12 protein-coding genes and 1 tRNA gene are annotated in these 15,473 nt (G+C 62.2%); 7 read left to right on the top strand and 6 right to left on the bottom strand.

Features of this window, described 5'->3' with window-relative positions:
* Positions 1-29: 29 nt before the first annotated feature.
* On the top strand, positions 30-509 hold the full coding sequence (gene ispF, locus WN982_RS12080; RefSeq protein WP_341312240.1) for a 2-C-methyl-D-erythritol 2,4-cyclodiphosphate synthase: 480 nt from the start codon (positions 30-32) through the stop codon (positions 507-509).
* 815 nt (positions 510-1,324) lie between these two features.
* Here ispF and WN982_RS12075 read toward each other — a convergent pair.
* The 4 genes from WN982_RS12075 to ompR all read right to left on the bottom strand — a co-directional run bounded on the left by WN982_RS12075 (position 1,325) and on the right by ompR (position 4,780).
* A complete protein-coding gene (locus WN982_RS12075; protein ID WP_341312239.1) occupies positions 1,325-1,849 on the bottom strand; it encodes a carboxymuconolactone decarboxylase family protein in 525 nt (174 codons plus the stop codon).
* Positions 1,850-1,925: 76 nt separating this feature from the next.
* A complete protein-coding gene (locus tag WN982_RS12070) occupies positions 1,926-2,474 on the bottom strand; it encodes a peroxiredoxin (RefSeq protein WP_341312238.1) in 549 nt (182 codons plus the stop codon).
* A 186-nt stretch (positions 2,475-2,660) separates the two neighbouring features.
* A complete protein-coding gene (locus WN982_RS12065) occupies positions 2,661-4,010 on the bottom strand; it encodes an ATP-binding protein (RefSeq protein WP_341312237.1) in 1,350 nt (449 codons plus the stop codon).
* Between the two features lie 44 nt (positions 4,011-4,054).
* Positions 4,055-4,780 (bottom strand): two-component system response regulator OmpR, encoded by a 726-nt coding sequence (ompR, locus tag WN982_RS12060; RefSeq protein WP_033379433.1) that lies wholly within the window; start codon positions 4,778-4,780, stop codon positions 4,055-4,057.
* Between the two features lie 237 nt (positions 4,781-5,017).
* On the opposite strand from ompR, the gene WN982_RS12055 reads away from it, so the two are divergent.
* The 3 genes from WN982_RS12055 to WN982_RS12045 all read left to right on the top strand — a co-directional run bounded on the left by WN982_RS12055 (position 5,018) and on the right by WN982_RS12045 (position 8,470).
* A complete protein-coding gene (locus tag WN982_RS12055) occupies positions 5,018-5,344 on the top strand; it encodes a hypothetical protein (protein ID WP_341312236.1) in 327 nt (108 codons plus the stop codon).
* A 175-nt stretch (positions 5,345-5,519) separates the two neighbouring features.
* On the top strand, positions 5,520-7,145 hold the full coding sequence (locus tag WN982_RS12050) for a DUF1800 domain-containing protein (RefSeq protein ID WP_341312235.1): 1,626 nt from the start codon (positions 5,520-5,522) through the stop codon (positions 7,143-7,145).
* Positions 7,146-7,225: 80 nt separating this feature from the next.
* Positions 7,226-8,470 (top strand): DUF1501 domain-containing protein, encoded by a 1,245-nt coding sequence (locus WN982_RS12045; RefSeq protein WP_341312234.1) that lies wholly within the window; start codon positions 7,226-7,228, stop codon positions 8,468-8,470.
* A 41-nt stretch (positions 8,471-8,511) separates the two neighbouring features.
* Here the strand turns inward: WN982_RS12045 and WN982_RS12040 are convergent, their stop codons facing one another.
* Positions 8,512-9,336: a squalene/phytoene synthase family protein gene (locus tag WN982_RS12040; RefSeq protein WP_341312233.1), complete on the bottom strand. Its 825-nt coding sequence runs from the start codon at positions 9,334-9,336 to the stop codon at positions 8,512-8,514.
* A gap of 208 nt (positions 9,337-9,544) precedes the next feature.
* Here WN982_RS12040 and WN982_RS12035 point away from each other — a divergent pair.
* Positions 9,545-9,631, top strand: a tRNA-Leu gene (locus tag WN982_RS12035).
* A 95-nt stretch (positions 9,632-9,726) separates the two neighbouring features.
* Here WN982_RS12035 and WN982_RS12030 read toward each other — a convergent pair.
* Positions 9,727-10,008: a hypothetical protein gene (locus WN982_RS12030; RefSeq protein WP_341312232.1), complete on the bottom strand. Its 282-nt coding sequence runs from the start codon at positions 10,006-10,008 to the stop codon at positions 9,727-9,729.
* Between the two features lie 617 nt (positions 10,009-10,625).
* Here WN982_RS12030 and WN982_RS12025 point away from each other — a divergent pair.
* Complete coding sequence (locus WN982_RS12025) at positions 10,626-13,976, top strand: DUF2339 domain-containing protein (RefSeq protein WP_341312231.1); 3,351 nt, start codon at positions 10,626-10,628, stop codon at positions 13,974-13,976.
* On the top strand, positions 13,973-15,418 hold the full coding sequence (locus WN982_RS12020) for a DUF3999 domain-containing protein (protein ID WP_341312230.1): 1,446 nt from the start codon (positions 13,973-13,975) through the stop codon (positions 15,416-15,418). Before WN982_RS12025 ends, WN982_RS12020 begins: the two co-directional genes overlap by 4 nt.
* The last annotated feature ends 55 nt before the right edge of the window (positions 15,419-15,473 follow it).

Genomic DNA, 15,473 nt, shown 5'->3' with positions numbered 1-15,473 from the left:
TTCAATTTTTATTAGCGGACTTGACGCATATGGATTTCAGGATTGGGCAGGGGTATGACGTGCATGCGCTGGTGCCGGGGCGTCCGTTGATTATCGGCGGCGTGACGATTCCTTATGAGCGCGGGCTGCTCGGGCATTCGGATGCGGATGTGCTGTTGCATGCTATTACTGATGCTATTTTTGGCGCTGCTGCGATGGGGGATATCGGGCGGCATTTCTCCGATACTGATGCTAAGTTCGCTGGCGCGGATAGTCGGGTTTTGCTTCGGGAGTGCTTTGCTCGCGTGGCGGCGGCTGGGTTTTCTATTGCCAATGTTGATAGCAGTGTTGTGGCTCAGGCGCCTAAGCTTGCTCCTCATATTGAAGGGATGCGGGCTAATATTGCTGCGGATCTTAACCTGCCGGTTGAGCGGGTTAATGTTAAGGCCAAGACTAATGAGAAGCTGGGTTACCTCGGGCGGGGGGAGGGCATTGAAGCCCAAGCTGTTGTTTTGTTAATCAAGAATTGAATTTGTTTTTTTGCCTTTGGCGGCGGCATTTGGTTGTACGTCTGCGGCGTTGGCATTTTCTTTTCTTATTGGTTTATTAGCGTTGCCCCTGTGCGGGGCGGCACCTACTTTTCTTTGCCGGCCGCAAAGAAAAGTAGGCAAAAGAAAGCGGCTCAAACCGCTAATTCTTAAGCGGGTCCCCTGGCTTGGAGGGGTGGTGGTGCATCTGGAATCTGTGCCCTCGCGCACTCCGCGCTGGTGACAAGGCAGTCATACTTCCGGCGGCGCTACGCGCGCCGTAGCGGTACTTCACCAAACCGTCTCGGGCGCTTCCGGCGCCAGCGGTCGTTCAAGCGCAACTCTTGGCTGCGTTTTGTTCGGCGAAATGGCTCGCACTTCCACTATTCAGCGCCTCGCCGAGGCAAAGCCGATGGCCCCAACGACGCACAAACGAAGCCCCTAGTTTCCCTGGCAGACCGTTCCGGCGAGCGCGCAGTGCGAGGCGGGGCGAATGACGCGGGAAGCGCGTACGTCCCATCGGTTTCAAGAAGTACCGCTACGGCGCGCGTAGCGCCGCCGGAAGAATGACTGCCTTGTCACCAGCGCGGAGTGTGCGAGGGCACGGATTCCAGATGTTCCACTACCGTGACTGCGCGAGGAACCCGCTTAGCATTAGCGGTTTGAGCCGCTTTCTTTTGCCTACTTTTCTTTGCGGCCGGCAAAGAAAAGTAGGTGCCGCCCCGCACAGGGGCGACGCTAATAAACCAATAAGAAAAGAAAATGCCAACGCCGCAGGCGTACAACCAAATGCCGCCGCCAAAGGCAAAAAAAGCCAACTATTTACCTTCAGCAGCAATAACCTGCGCAGCAGCGTTAACCACCGCCGCGATGCGGCCCACATCCCGCAATTGAGTAGAACTCATCCCCTCAGCGACCAGCGTATCAAAGTGTGATTTCACACAAAAATGGCATTTACCAATAATAGAAGCTGCCAGCGCATACATCTCAAACCGCCGCTTATCAACCCCGCCATGCGAAGCATAAGCATTCATCCTCAACTGCGCCGGCTGAGATTTCAAATCAGCGCTATCCGTCATCTCGACATAGGGATACCAGACATTATTCATCCCCATCAGCGCAGCGGCAGTCAACGCGCCATTCGTCTCCTCAGGAGACAAAACTCCCGCGTTACGAATCGCATCGGCAATAACCGTACTTTTCGCGGCAAACGCAGCCGCCAGCGCGACCCCAACCGCGTCATTCCCCTCGAGCGACGACCGCGCAATCGTCCCATCCAGATTAAGCCGAATGTCCTTGGCATAATCAGGCACGAGCGCCTTAATCGAAGACAAGAATTCCATTGATATCTCCTATCGGGTTGTCGATAAAAAAGCCCGCTGGCTCTTTCAAGCTTAGCGGGCTTTTCACCTGCAATGCTTACAGCGTTGCGCCGCCGACTGCGCGGTTGCATGGACACAGTTCGTCCGTTTGCAGGCCGTCCAGAATGCGCAGCACTTCTTCCGGGTTACGGCCGACGTTCAGGTTGTTCACCGACACGTGCTGAATCGTGTTGTCCGGATCGACGATGAACGTTGCGCGCAACGCCACGCCCGCTTCCTTGTCGCGCACGCCGAGTTGGTCGATCAACTCGCCCTTGACGTCGCCGAACGAGTAGTGGTTCAACTTGCTCAGGTCCTTGTGCTCACGGCGCCATGCCAGTTTCACGAATTCGTTGTCCACGCTGCCGCCCAACAACACCGTATCGCGCTCGTCGAAATCCTTGACCAGCTTGCCGAACTCGACGATTTCCGTCGGACACACGAACGTGAAGTCCTTCGGGTAGAAGTAGATGACTTTCCATTTGCCCGGGAACGACTGTTCCGTGATCTCTTCGAATGCCGACACGCCGTTTTCTTCGTGAGTGTTGAAGCCCGGCTTCGCAGCAGTGATGGTGAACGCTTCGACTTTATCGCCAACGGTTTTCATTCCGATACTCCTAGGTGTGTTGGAAAAACAGCCTGTTCAACCTACCAGCTCATCGTAACGAGCGCGTTACATGATTTTTGACTGTATCTCTATTGAAATATTCTATCAATAGTTTTTTTCTAACGTCTGGATAGTTATTATTCAAGGCGTCGCAAGGTCGCAGGAGCCGATCGGCAGCCCTTCTGATCAGGCGCCTTTTGCCAGCGGAAACTCGATCGTGACCTCGAGACCCGGGCCTGGCGTGCGATTGCGCAAGCGCAGCGCCCCTCGATATCGGCCCACTAGCCGCTGCACAATTGCCATGCCAAGGCCTGTGCCGTTCGCCTGGGTGCGCGCCGAATTCACACGATAGAACGGCCGTGTGACAAGTGCCAGTTGGTCTTCCGGAATTCCCGGCCCTTCGTCGACGACAGACAGCTCGACCCGCGAGTGCGACACCCGCGTTTCCAGAATCACATGCGGGATGCCGTCGCCGTCGCTGAGCCCGTACTTGCGTGCGTTCTCCAGCAGATTGCCAACCACGCGCCGCATATCGGTCTCGTCGGCCTCGATCACCGCGGAGGGCGCGAGGCGCGTGATCAGCCGCATGCTGTCCTCGCCGGCCATACGCGCGGCCAGTTCTCCTGCGATCACGGAAAGGTCGACAGGTTCCGGCACACGCTGCACCGGACGCGCGTAATCCAGGAATCGGCCGATGATCATGTCCATCTGTTCGATGTCGTCGACCATCGCGTCCTTGGTCTGCTGGTCGGACGGGCTCATTTCGGTTTCGAGTCGCAGCCGCGCGAGCGGGGTGCGCAGGTCGTGCGAAATACCGGCGAGCATCAGCGCGCGGTCGGCCTCGAGCTGTTCGAGGTCCTGCACCATCTGGTTGAAACTGCGATTGGTTTCGGCGGCCACGCCCATGCCGCGCTCCGGCAGCGGCTCCGGCGATTGTCCGGAACCAACCTTGCGCGCGGCCATCGCGAGCCGGGCAAACGGCCTATTCACAAGACTCGTGATGAACGCCGCGCCGAACAGCGACAGTGCCAGCGCGAACACCCCCCAGCCGGCCCATTGCAAACCGGTGGCGTTGTCCAGCTGATCGCGATCGAGCGCCACCCAGTAATCGTCGTCGTCGATCTTGAAGCTGATCCAGACGCCGGGGATATCGTTGACGGTCTGCGCGATCACCGTGTCGTCGCCGAGACGGCCGCGAATGTCGTGTTCGATCAGCCGGTTCAGCGACTCGTCGGGTTGCAGTTTGTACTTATCGGAGGTTTCCCGCGGATACACGCGCACCCCTTCATTGCTCTCGAGATCCTGCAGCAGCGCGCGCCGCAGGTCGGGATCGGAATAGAGGAGTGCGGTGCGCGTGAGCTTCACGATGGCAACCAGCTGCAGAGCCACGCGCTGTGCGCGCGGCTCGCGTTCGATCACCCGGAAACTCTGGAACCACGCGGCGAGACTGACTGCGATCAACAGCGCGATCAACAGAAAGGTCCGCCAGAAAAGGCCGCCGAACGCGAGCGTCAGGAGGCGCCGGTCGATCCGCATGGGCCCTTCTTATCTGAAATCAAAAACGGGAGGCGGGAACAAACTCAGGCTGCACCGTCGGGAATGAATACGTAGCCAAGCCCCCAGACGGTCTGAATGAAGCGCGGGCTGCCTGGATCGGGTTCGATCAACTTGCGCAGACGCGAAATTTGCACGTCGAGGCTGCGGTCGAAGACTTCATATTCACGGCCGCGCGCCAGTTCCATCAGCTTTTCACGCGATAACGGCTGACGCGGATGACGGGCAAACACCTTCAGCACCGAGAATTCGCCGGTGGTCAGTGGGATTTCCTGGCCGGCCTTGGTCAGCGTGCGGGTGGCGAGATTCAGCGCGAACTCGCCGAACTCGAACACTTCAGTGGTCTCGGACGGCGCGCCGGGCAGCTCGGAAGGCGACTGGCGGCGCAGCACCGCGTGAATCCGCGCGACCAGTTCGCGCGGGTTGAACGGCTTGGGCAGATAGTCGTCGGCGCCCATTTCGAGGCCGACAATGCGATCGACGTCTTCGCCCTTGGCCGTCAGCATGATGATCGGCGTGCGGTCGTTGCTGCCGCGCAAGCGGCGGCAGATCGACAGGCCGTCCTCGCCGGGCAGCATCAGGTCGAGCACCAGCAAATCGAAGCGCTCACGCACCCAGAGCTTGTTCATGGACGGCGCGTTCTCGGCAACATAGACATTGAAGCCCTGTTCACCAAGGTAACGGCGCAGCAGATCGCGCAAGCGCGGATCGTCGTCGACGACGAGGATTTTCGAAGGGTTTTTGGTTTCCATGGTCGGCATCTTAGCGCGATTAGAAAGGGGTGCGCGGTTGCACCATTTATCGGGTTACAGTCAGTTACAAAATTTACCCGCACTGTGGCACGACGTAAAGCATGCACAGGTAGACTGCTTTACTGAATGCGGCTGTTCGGTGGATACTTCACTCGACAAAACTCTCGTACCCGGCTCGTTACCGGGGTTTGTATACGCATTTGAGGTAGCCGGTTGCCGCGCCACGAAGGGAACAACATGAAGGGAGGGGTTTGGCCGAATGTGCGCCTAAGCGTGATTGCACTGGCGGCTGCCGGTACGCTTGCAGGCACACTGGGACCAACGCTTGCCCACGCCCAGCCTTCCGCCGACAGAGCTGCGAGCGAGCGTGCGCCCCGATCAGGCAATGGCAAAGCCAATCGCCACAACCTGAACACCGACCGCCCTGCATCAGACGCCATGTTGCGCACCGCAGTTCCCCCGGATCTGGATCAACGTCGTCGTGATGGCCATATGACGCCCGACGAACGGCGTCTGTTACGTCAGCACATCGAAGACGCTGTCCGCGAACTCTATAAGCGGTAGCTTTTGCCGTGCCTGAGCGCGGCGCGTCGATTGCGCGTTCTCAGCATGTGAAAGATTTCGTTGCACTTCCCCCGTCAACTTTCCCGTCCAATCTGCCGTTGAGTCGCCAGAGGGCATAGCGCATTGAATGTGCGGATGCCTTTCCATGACGTCCCGCCAACCTGGATGATCGACGATGAAATTGCTGACAGACGGTAATCTTGCGCGATGGCCGGCGGTCGCTGCCATCGTAGCGGCGGTGGCGTGCACGGCGGTTACGTACAGTTTGCCTGCGTTTGCCGTGCAGCAAGGTGTGTCTCATGCGCCGCGTCTGAAGCATCACCCGCAAGCGGCCGCCCCCGCAGCCTCCCCATCCGAGCAGGACTTCCTCGACGCCGATGACGCGCGTTTCTTCCTCACGCGCGTAGGTTTCGCGCCGGATAATGCCGAGCTCGCGCAATACGTCGGACTGACACGAGAGCAGGCAGTCGACAAAGTGCTGGCGGCAACCCGGACCGAAGCCATCACGCCGATGCCCGCGTGGGTGCTCGAACCGATCCCGACACGCGAAACACGCAAGGCATGGACAGCCGACCAGCGCCGCGACGAACAGCGTTTGCGCGGCGAGCGTTACGAAATATTGCGTGCGTGGTGGGTGCGTGAGATGGCGAGCACACCGTCGCCGCTGACCGAGCGGATGACGCTCTTCTGGCACAACCATTTCACGTCGGGTCAGGACAAAGTCCAGTATCCGCAGCAAATGGCGCAGCAGAACATCCTGTTGCGCCGCGACGCGCTCGGCAATTTCGGCGAGCTGTTGCACGACGTCGCGAAAGACCCGGCGATGCTGCACTACCTCGATGGCGAGAACAGTCGCAAAGGCAAGCCCAACGAAAACTTCGCGCGGGAGGTGATGGAACTGTTCACGCTCGGCGAAGGGCACTACACGCAGCAAGACGTATCGGAAGCCGCGCGTGCCTACACAGGCTGGAGTCTCGATCCCGACACCGAGGCATACGTATGGCGCCCCAACCAGCACGACGACGGCAACAAGACCGTGCTCGGTCGAAGCGGTCCGTTCGACGGCGATCAGGTGCTCGACATCCTGCTCGCGCGACCGGAAACCGCCACCTTCGTCACAAGCAAACTCTGGCGCGAGTTCGTCTCCGACACGCCCGACCAGGCTCGCATCGCGCCGATCGCCGCGCAGTTTCGCGCAAGTCACTACGACATCAAGGTGGCGCTGCGCGGCCTCTTCCTGAGCGACGCATTCTGGGACGACGACGATCGCGGCGTGCTCGTGAAATCGCCGGTGGAATTCGTGGTCGGGACATTGCGTGCGTTCGATATCGGTTACGACAACACCGCACCGTTCGCCGCGCAGATTCGCACGCTCGGCGAGAACCTGTTCTATCCGCCGAACGTCAAAGGGTGGCCGGGCGGCACGAACTGGATCAACAGTTCGACGTTGCTCGCGCGCAAGCAATTCGTCGAGCAGTTGTTTCGCGCGACCGAGGCTGCAGGTCCGCGGCGCACGAAGAACGCGATGGACGCGATGAGCGGTGCGTCGGGCGGCGTCCAGACGAATGCGCCGATGCAGCGGGCAGTGGCGCGCGTCGGCCAGGGCGGCGTACGATTTGACATCGACACGTGGCTGACGCATTACAACACCACGCCGGCGGCGAAGCCCGGGTTGTCGGCGGAGCTTCAGTTGCAGCATGCTGTCTTGCCGCTAGCGCCGGTCGATGCAATCGAAACGGATTCGACCGCCAGCGCCTATCTGGAAGCGTTGCTGATGGACCCGGCGTATCAACTCAAATGAGCAACTCAATTGCGCAGTTGAAATGACATGGCCATCGACTTAGGCGTGACGCGCGCCCTGACAAGCGAACGAGGTGCAGGATGAAACGACGCAGCTTTCTCTCGATGGGCGCGGCCGCGAGCGCGACGCTCTGGTTGCCGCGCGCGTTCGGCGCACAAGCAACGGCGCCTGGCGCGCCAATGAAGCGCGGCTACGGCAATCTGCTGATCCTCGTCGAGTTGAAGGGCGGCAACGACGGTTTGAATACCGTGATTCCGTTTGCCGATCCAACTTACCATCAGTTGCGCAAGAGCATCGGCATCAAACGCGAGCAGGCGATTCAACTCGATGATCGGACTGCGTTGCATCCATCGTTGCAGCCATTGATGCCGCTCTGGCAGAGCCAGCAACTGGCGATCGTGCAGGGCGTCAGTTACGCACAGCCGAACCTGTCGCATTTCCGCTCGATCGAGATCTGGGACACCGCATCGCGTTCGGATCAATATCTGCGCGAGGGCTGGCTCACGCGTGCGTTCGCGCAGGCGCCGGTTCCACCCGGCTTTGTCGCGGATGGCGTGGTGATCGGCAGTGCCGAAATGGGACCGCTCGCGAACGGCGCACGCGCGATCGCGCTGGTCAATCCCGCTCAGTTCGTCAAGGCCTCGCGTCTCGCCACGCCGGTGTCGCTTCACGAGCGCAATCCCGAGTTGGCGCACATTCTCGACGTCGAGAACGACATCGTGAAGGCGGCCGATCGTCTGCGTCCCACGCAAGGCCAGGCGCAGTTGAAGACGGTATTTCCCGGCGGAGCATTTGGCGCTTCGATCAAGACCGCGATGCAGGTGCTCGCCGCCGGCGACTCCCCGAAGGAAGTCCCCTTGCGGGACGCTCCGCAAGGACAGCCGCGCAGCGGGCAGGGCGTCGCGGTGATCCGGTTGACGCTGAACGGTTTCGATACGCACCAGAACCAGCCCGGCCAGCAGGCGGCGCTACTCAAGCAGTTGGCGGAAGGTTTCGCGTCGATGAAGTCCGCGCTGCTAGAGCTTGGCCGCTGGGACGATACGCTGGTGATGACCTATGCCGAGTTCGGCCGGCGCCCGCGCGAGAATCAAAGCAACGGCACCGATCATGGCACCGTTGCACCGCACTTCGTGATGGGCGGCCGCGTGCGAGGCGGATTGTATGGCGTGCCGCCGGTGCTCGCGCGCCTCGACGGCAACGGCAATCTGCCGGTCGGCGTCGATTTCCGGCAGCTCTACGCCACCGTGCTTGGACCGTGGTGGGGGTTGGACGCGTCCACGATCTTGCAGCAGCGGTTCGAGCCGCTACCTTTGCTGCGCGTTTGATATGGGCCAGTGAGCGAAGCGGTGAGGATGACCCCGCTCGCTTACCTGGCGCGCCACGCAATCCACAGCTTGCGAATCGGCGTCAACGCGATGCGCTGATGCAGCACGTGAAAGCCGTCGCGTTCGATTTCATCCAGCAGCGCCAACGCCAGCGCCGTCTGCGCGGCCAAGGTGCGCTGTGCGCGGCGCTCTTTGGCGGGCAGCGCGGCGAGAGCCGCGTGCAACGCATCGCGGGCGCGCTTTGTCTCGAAGCGCATCAACGCCGTAAAGGCGTCGCTGTACTTGCGATTGATCAGATCGGCAGCCGTGACGTTAAAGCGCTGCATTTCGTCGATCGGAATATAGATGCGGCCGTGCCGCGCATCGTTGCCGGTTTCGACGACGAACTGCGCAAGCAGCAGGGCCTCGCCGAGCGGTGCGGACCAGTTCGCCGCCTGCGCCGTGTCCCTTGCCGTCGCGCGCGCCACCAGAGACGCGAACGTGCCGCCGACGCCTTGCAGATAGCGCCGCAGATTCGGGTAGTCGAGATAACGCGCCTGGTCGAGGTCCATTTCAAAACCGGCGAGCAATGCCTGCAACGCCGGAAACTCGGCCTTCGTATCGGGCAGATAAGCCGCCAGCGCTTTTGAAACCGGATGCGACGGCGCACCCGAAGCCAGTGAGGCGATCTCGTTTTGCCACCACGCGAGTTTGGTCCGGCCGATGGCGGGATCGCTGATCTCCTGAACGGTTTCCTCGAACTCGCGGCGCAGCGCGAACAACGCGGTCAAGAGCGGCTGGCTTGCTGTGGGCGCCTGCCGAAGCGCATAGTAAGTGCTCGATCCGGGCGGCGCCGCTTTCTGCTGGCAATATTCGTCGAAATTCACTGGATTGGAATGTGGGGAAGGGCACGCGAAGAGGGGCACGGCATGCGTGCGTCTAGCCAAAAATTGTAGCATCGACGCCCTTCAGACAGATGCAGACAAGCGCGAATCAATCGGTTAGAATCTCGCGCTTACGCTTTCGGACGCACGTTTTTGACGCGGCCGCGGGCATGCAGGACATCGGGTGGGACGCACGGCGTCTTGCCCGGCTGCGAGGGTGGCGAAATTGGTAGACGCACCAGGTTTAGGTCCTGACGCCAGCAATGGTGTAGGGGTTCGAGTCCCCTCCCTCGCACCATTCATGTAGCAGAGAACCCCGTTAAGTCTTGGGACTGACGGGGTTTTTTGTTTTTGGCGCGTTGTGTGCCCGGGGTGTCCCGGGCTCGACAGTGCTCAGGCGCTCGGCGCTTGAGGGGGCGTACCGGGCAACTCGGCTTGCGTAGCGCCCTCGAGAAAGCGGCGGGTCGACTCGAACGCTTGCAGCATCTGATCGGGCCAAGGCGTTTGCAGCATGACCGCCTGGTGGTTCTCGAATGCCGATGACAGCAATTTTGCCAGTTCAGGCGAGCGCAGATGGCGCAGCAGCACGCTGACCGCAATCGCCGTCGCCTGGCTCGCACCGGCGGTCTGGAGTTCCGAAGCGGTGAGGGCCGCGACCTGTTTGTTGATGTCCACTGAAAAGCTTCCTTGGATGAAATGTGGGAGATTGAAGGCTCGGTGGCCGATCCCGAATTTTGACATGGTTGGTGCTGTTGCAGCGCGGGCAGTCGCGTGTCGGATTGCTTGCCGCGCTCGCGCGGCAACGGTTTTCACCGCATTTAATCCCTGCTGCAATGCTCATCCGGCCAATTAATAATTCGCTGCCGATAGGTTAAGCCGCAAATGGGTAGCGCCAAGGATCAGACGATATCCTCTTCAGGTGATATTGCGCGGTCACTTATCTCCGCATCGCGCTCGGCGCGGACTTTCTAATTAAGCGTTCGCTTTTCCCGGTCTGATGTCTATGGCGACGGTATGCGTAGCGTACCGGCTAACGCGCCCGCGCAAGCAAGGCTTCCCTATCCCTGTGCGTGCGTGGAGAAACCGTGCGGATATCGGCAATTATCTGACAGTAAAAAACAACGATGCATCGCCGGATATCTGCCGTTATTCGATTTCGTTTGCCGGAGGGTTCGATCGCTCGGATAACATGGTATTCTGCGCGCCGATTTTCGCCGTATTGTTAGCGCAATATTGGCGCATTAATCCGTGCGACTAAACGGATCTCGATAGAAGACTATAAGAGGGATGCGATGAGCTGGATATTCGTGGTGTTCGGCGCGGTGATCGGTATCGGGATCGCCTTGTCGTACGACTTTTCGATCACTAACGGTACTGTGGTGGGTGCGCTCGTCGGCTTTGCGCTTGCGCGCATGGTGATGAAAAAGCCTCGCGACGCGGCGACCGAACCCACGGCTAAGCCGGCCGCGACCGATAGCTGGAATCCGCCCAATGAACTGGCCGCGCGTGTCGAGCGGCTCGAGCGGGAGATTGTCGTACTGCGCGGTGAAATCCTGCAACTGCGCGGCGGCGCTGCCACGGGCGCGTCCGTCGGCGAAGCAGCAAGCGCTCCACCTCCGATGTTCAAACTGCGGCCGCCCGCGGCTGTGCCGCGTCCGTACGCGATGCCTCCTGCAACGGTCCGGAAGCAGCGCCGCGCGGCGGAGGTCGCGCCGGCGCAGTCCGCGGCCGTGAGTCCTGCGGCGAGCGTCGGTGCAGTCACGCCGCCGGCGTCGACAGGCGCCGCTGCGGCTGTGCCGGTCGCGCCGCTCGTGTCGGCATCGATCCCGACTCCGCCGCCGCTGCCCCAAACACCGCCTGCATCGCCGCGCGGGCCAGATCTCGCCGAACGCCTCTTCAAAGCCGGTCGCGACTGGCTGTTCGGCGGCAACACGGTGGTGCGGGTCGGCATCATCGTGCTGTTCTTCGGCATCGCCTTCCTGCTCAAGTACGCGGCCGACAACAGCCTGTTGCCGATCGAATTCCGCCTTGCCGGCGTCGCGCTTGCCGCGACCGCGTTGCTCGCCGTCGGTTGGCGCATCGGCGAGCGCCGTGGCGCATATGGGCTGATCTTGCAGGGCGGCGGCGTCGGCGCGCTGTACCTGACGGTGTTTGCCGCTACCAGGCTCTATCATCTGCTGCCGGCCGGCGCGGCACTGCCGCTGATGATCGCGATCTGCGCGTTGAGTGCGTTTCTGGCGGTGCGGCAGAATGCGTCCTCGCTCGCCTTCATGGGCAGCGCGGGTGGTTTTCTCGCGCCGGTGCTGCTCTCGACCGGCGGCGGCAGTCACGTGATGCTGTTCAGCTACTACGCGCTGCTCAACGCCGGCATCTTCGCGATTGCGTGGTTCAAGGCGTGGCGTCCGCTGAATCTGCTCGGTTTCGTGTTCACGTTTTCGATCGGCGCCGCGTGGGGCATGACGGCCTACCGGCCCGAGCTGCTCTCCAGCACCGAACCGTTCCTGATTCTGTTCTTCCTGATGTACGTCGGCATTGCGCTGCTGTACGCGGTGCGCCGCGAGCTTGCGCTCAAGCATTACGTCGACGGTACGCTGGTATTCGGCACCCCGTTGGTCGCCATCGGCCTGCAAGCCGCATTGATGAAAAGCACCGAGTTCGGTCTGGCGTGGAGCGCGGTGGCGCTGGCCGCGTTCTACCTCGCGATCGCGGCCTGGCTGGCGCGACGCCGCGAGCGCCTGGGCATGCTGTTCGAGGCCATGCTGGCGCTGGCTGTGATTTTCGCGACGCTGGCCGTACCGCTCGCTTTCAGCGGCCCGACGACGAGCGCCACGTGGGCCATCGAAGGCGCCGCGATCACCTGGCTCGGCGTGCGCCAGCGGCGTCTGACCGCGTTCGGTTTCGGCTTGCTGATGCAACTGGCCGCGGCCTGCGCGTTTATCGCCGGCACTGGACTGCAGATCGATTACAGGGAGGTTTGGCCGGTCCTGAATGGCGCCTATATCGCCACGGCGCTGATTGCCCTCGCCGCTATTTTCACGGGATGGCGTCTGCATGGCCGCAGCGAAGCGAGCGCGTGGCACGCGTGGATGCCGCAGATCGGTCTTGTCGCCGCAATCTGGGGGCTGCTGTGGTGGGTTCTGGGCGGCATCCACGAAATCTTCGAATATGCGCATGCCCATCTTTCCTATGACAGCGCTCGCTTCGAGGACGCGTTCGTCGCACTGCTCGCCACGCTGACCGCCTGGCTTGCGCATGGCGCGCGCCGCAAGCTGAGCTGGCCGCTCGCCGAGTGGCCGGCGCTGACGCTGGTGCCATCCCTCGCGTTGCTGGTGGCGAGCCTGTTCATGTACAGCATAACGCCGGTTAGCGGCTACGGCTGGCTGGTTTGCGCGATCGTTGCGGCATTCACCTACGTGTTGTTGTGGCGTCAGCAGCGCGATGTCGGCGACCGCGTGCTCGCACCGCTGCATACGCTGATGTTCTGGGCGGTCGGCGTGCTCTTCGCGCTCGAAGGCTACTGGGGTTTGCGCGCGTATGTGCCCGAAGGAGCGTGGAGCTGGAGCGCGTGGGCCTATGGTTTCGGCATTCTGCTGCTGTTGGTGGCAGCCGTCGGGCACCGTCTGCGCTGGCCGGTTGCGCGCTACACGCAGGCTTATCAGGTGTGGGGCGCGGCGCCTCTCGCGGCTTTGCTGTGGGGGTGGAGTATCGCGAGCGTTATCAGCGACGGCAGCGCCGCACCGCTTTTCTGGCTGCCGATCGTGAATCCGCTCGACGTCGCGCAGATACTCGCGTTCATCGCTTTCGCCGTGTGGTTGCGGCGCCTGCGCGAGCTGGGTCTGACATGGCATCCGCGCGCTTTCGACTACGCCGTGCTCGCCACGCTGTTCCTGTGGTTCAACGCGTTGCTGCTGCGCACGCTGCACCATCATTTTCATGCCGCGTACGATGTCGATGCAGTGCTGGCGTCGTTCAATCTGCAGCAGGTGTTCCTCGTCGGCTGGAGCGCGTTTGCTTTCGCCGGCCTATGGCTCGCGCGGCGCGACAGCATCGTGCGGCTGTGCGCGATCGCGTCGACACCGCTCGTGCTGGTGATGTGGGTGTGGACCTTCTTTGCGAACCTCACCCAGGACGGCGGCGCGTGGGCGCGCCTGCCGCTCTTCAATCCGCTCGATCTGGTGCAGGCGGTGATTTTCGCGCTGGCGGCGCTGTGGCTCGTGCGCATCAGCCGCCTTGGCGTGCCGATCGGCGAATATCGTGTGCCGTTGCAGGCGGTGGTCGGTGTGACCGGGTTCATCTGGCTCAATGCGATGCTGCTGCGTACGCTGCATCATTGGACCGGCGTGCCGTACCAGTTCGACGACATGTCGCACTCGATGCTCGTGCAAGCCTCCGTGTCGGTATTCTGGACGGTCTGCGCGCTCGCTATGATGATCTGGGCGACGCGCCGCGCGAGCCGCCTGTTCTGGTTCGTCGGCGGCGCTTTGCTGGCGGCGACCGTCGTCAAGCTGTTCCTGTTCGACCTGTCGCATGTGACGGGTATCGAGCGGATCGTGTCGTTCATCGGTATCGGCGTGATGTTGCTGCTGATCGGCTACTTCTCGCCGTTGCCGCCAAAAGCTGTCGTGATGGAAACTGAGCAATGAAGCGTTTCTTGATTGTGACCGGTTGGTGCGTTGCGATTTCGTTCATGGCGACGCCGCCGGTGGCGGCTGCGGCCGATTATTTTGCGCGGCGCTTTGCGCTCGAACTCGACAGTGGCGCCGCGTACTACAGCATCAAGCTGCCGGCTGCCGCGTACGCGGCGAGCCGGCGCGGCGATCTCGGCGACGTGCGCGTGTTCAACGGCGCCGGCGAGCCGGTGCCGTATTCGCTCGATGCGCCGCGCGATGCGGCCCGCACGCCGCCCACGCTGCGCACGGTGCGCTGGTTTCCGTTGCCGGTTACCGCTGCGGACAGCGCCGGCGCGCCGCTGGGCGTGACGATCGCGGCCGACGGGTCGCTGCGTACCACCGCGGCGCCGCCGGCACGCGCGCAACACGATACGGATCTGGTCGATCTCGGCCATGTGGCGGGCGAGGCGGGCGCCTTGGTCGTGCATCTGCGCAACGACAACTATCAAGGACGCGTGACGGTCGAATCGAGCAACGATTTGCGCAGCTGGCAACCCGCCGGCGATGCACAACTGCTCAAGGTCACCTATAACGGCAGCACGTTGAGTCAGGACCGCATTGCGCTGGATGCGGTGCGGGCGCGTTACGTGCGGCTGCGTTGGCTCGACGGCGCGCCGTACATCGAATCGATCGACCTCGAGGTGCAGACCGCCAGCGCGGACCGCGCGCAGCGCGCGGATACCCAGCGGGAATGGCGCGAAGGCATTGTTGCTCACGCGGGGCCGACGGCCGGCGAGTATTTCTTCGAGACCGGCGGCCCTTATCCCGTCGACCGTTTGCGCTTGAATTTGCCGCAGCCCAATACAGTGGCGCCGGCCATCGTCTATTCGCGCCCAAGTCTGCAGACGCCGTGGCGCGAGGTCTCGAACGCGACGCTGTACCGGTTGCACAATGGTCCGGTGGAGCAGAGCAATCCATCGATCGAGGTGGCGGCGGATACGGACCGTCAATGGCGCGTGGTGGTCGACACGCGCAACGGCGGCTTGGGGAGCGGTGCGTTGACTATCGCGGCGGGCTGGCGTCCGGCGACGCTCACGTTCGTCGCGCGCGGATCGGCTCCGTTTACGCTGGAGGTGGGCAGTGAAGCGGTTGTGTCATCGGCGGTGAGCCGCGAGGATTTGCTGATGGGCGCGTCTTCGGTTGCCGTCGCGGCGCGGCTGGGAGAAGCGCTGCCCGTCGCGCCGGACGATGCCGATGCGCAGTCGGCGAACAAGGACAAGGATGCGATGCGCCGCTATGTTTTGTGGGCGGCTCTGCTGCTGGCCGTCGGCTCGCTTGGTGTGATCGCCTGGCGGCTCGCGCGTGGTGCTCGGGTCGCAGCGGATGCGGCCGGCAATGCGCCGGGTGCGACGGCTGACAAGGCGGGCAATGCGGGCAGAGCCGACGGCACCGGTCAAAGCAACCGCAAGGCCTGATTACAGCAGGGGCGGGTCGCAATTCCTGGGGCCCGCATCCGCGCCCGCTCACGCT

Origin of the sequence: Paraburkholderia sp. IMGN_8 (assembly GCF_038050405.1) — a bacterium.
In the GTDB taxonomy this organism is placed as follows: domain Bacteria; phylum Pseudomonadota; class Gammaproteobacteria; order Burkholderiales; family Burkholderiaceae; genus Paraburkholderia.
The sequence above is the reverse complement of the archived record's forward strand: the minus strand, read 5'-3'. Positions and strand labels throughout refer to the sequence as shown.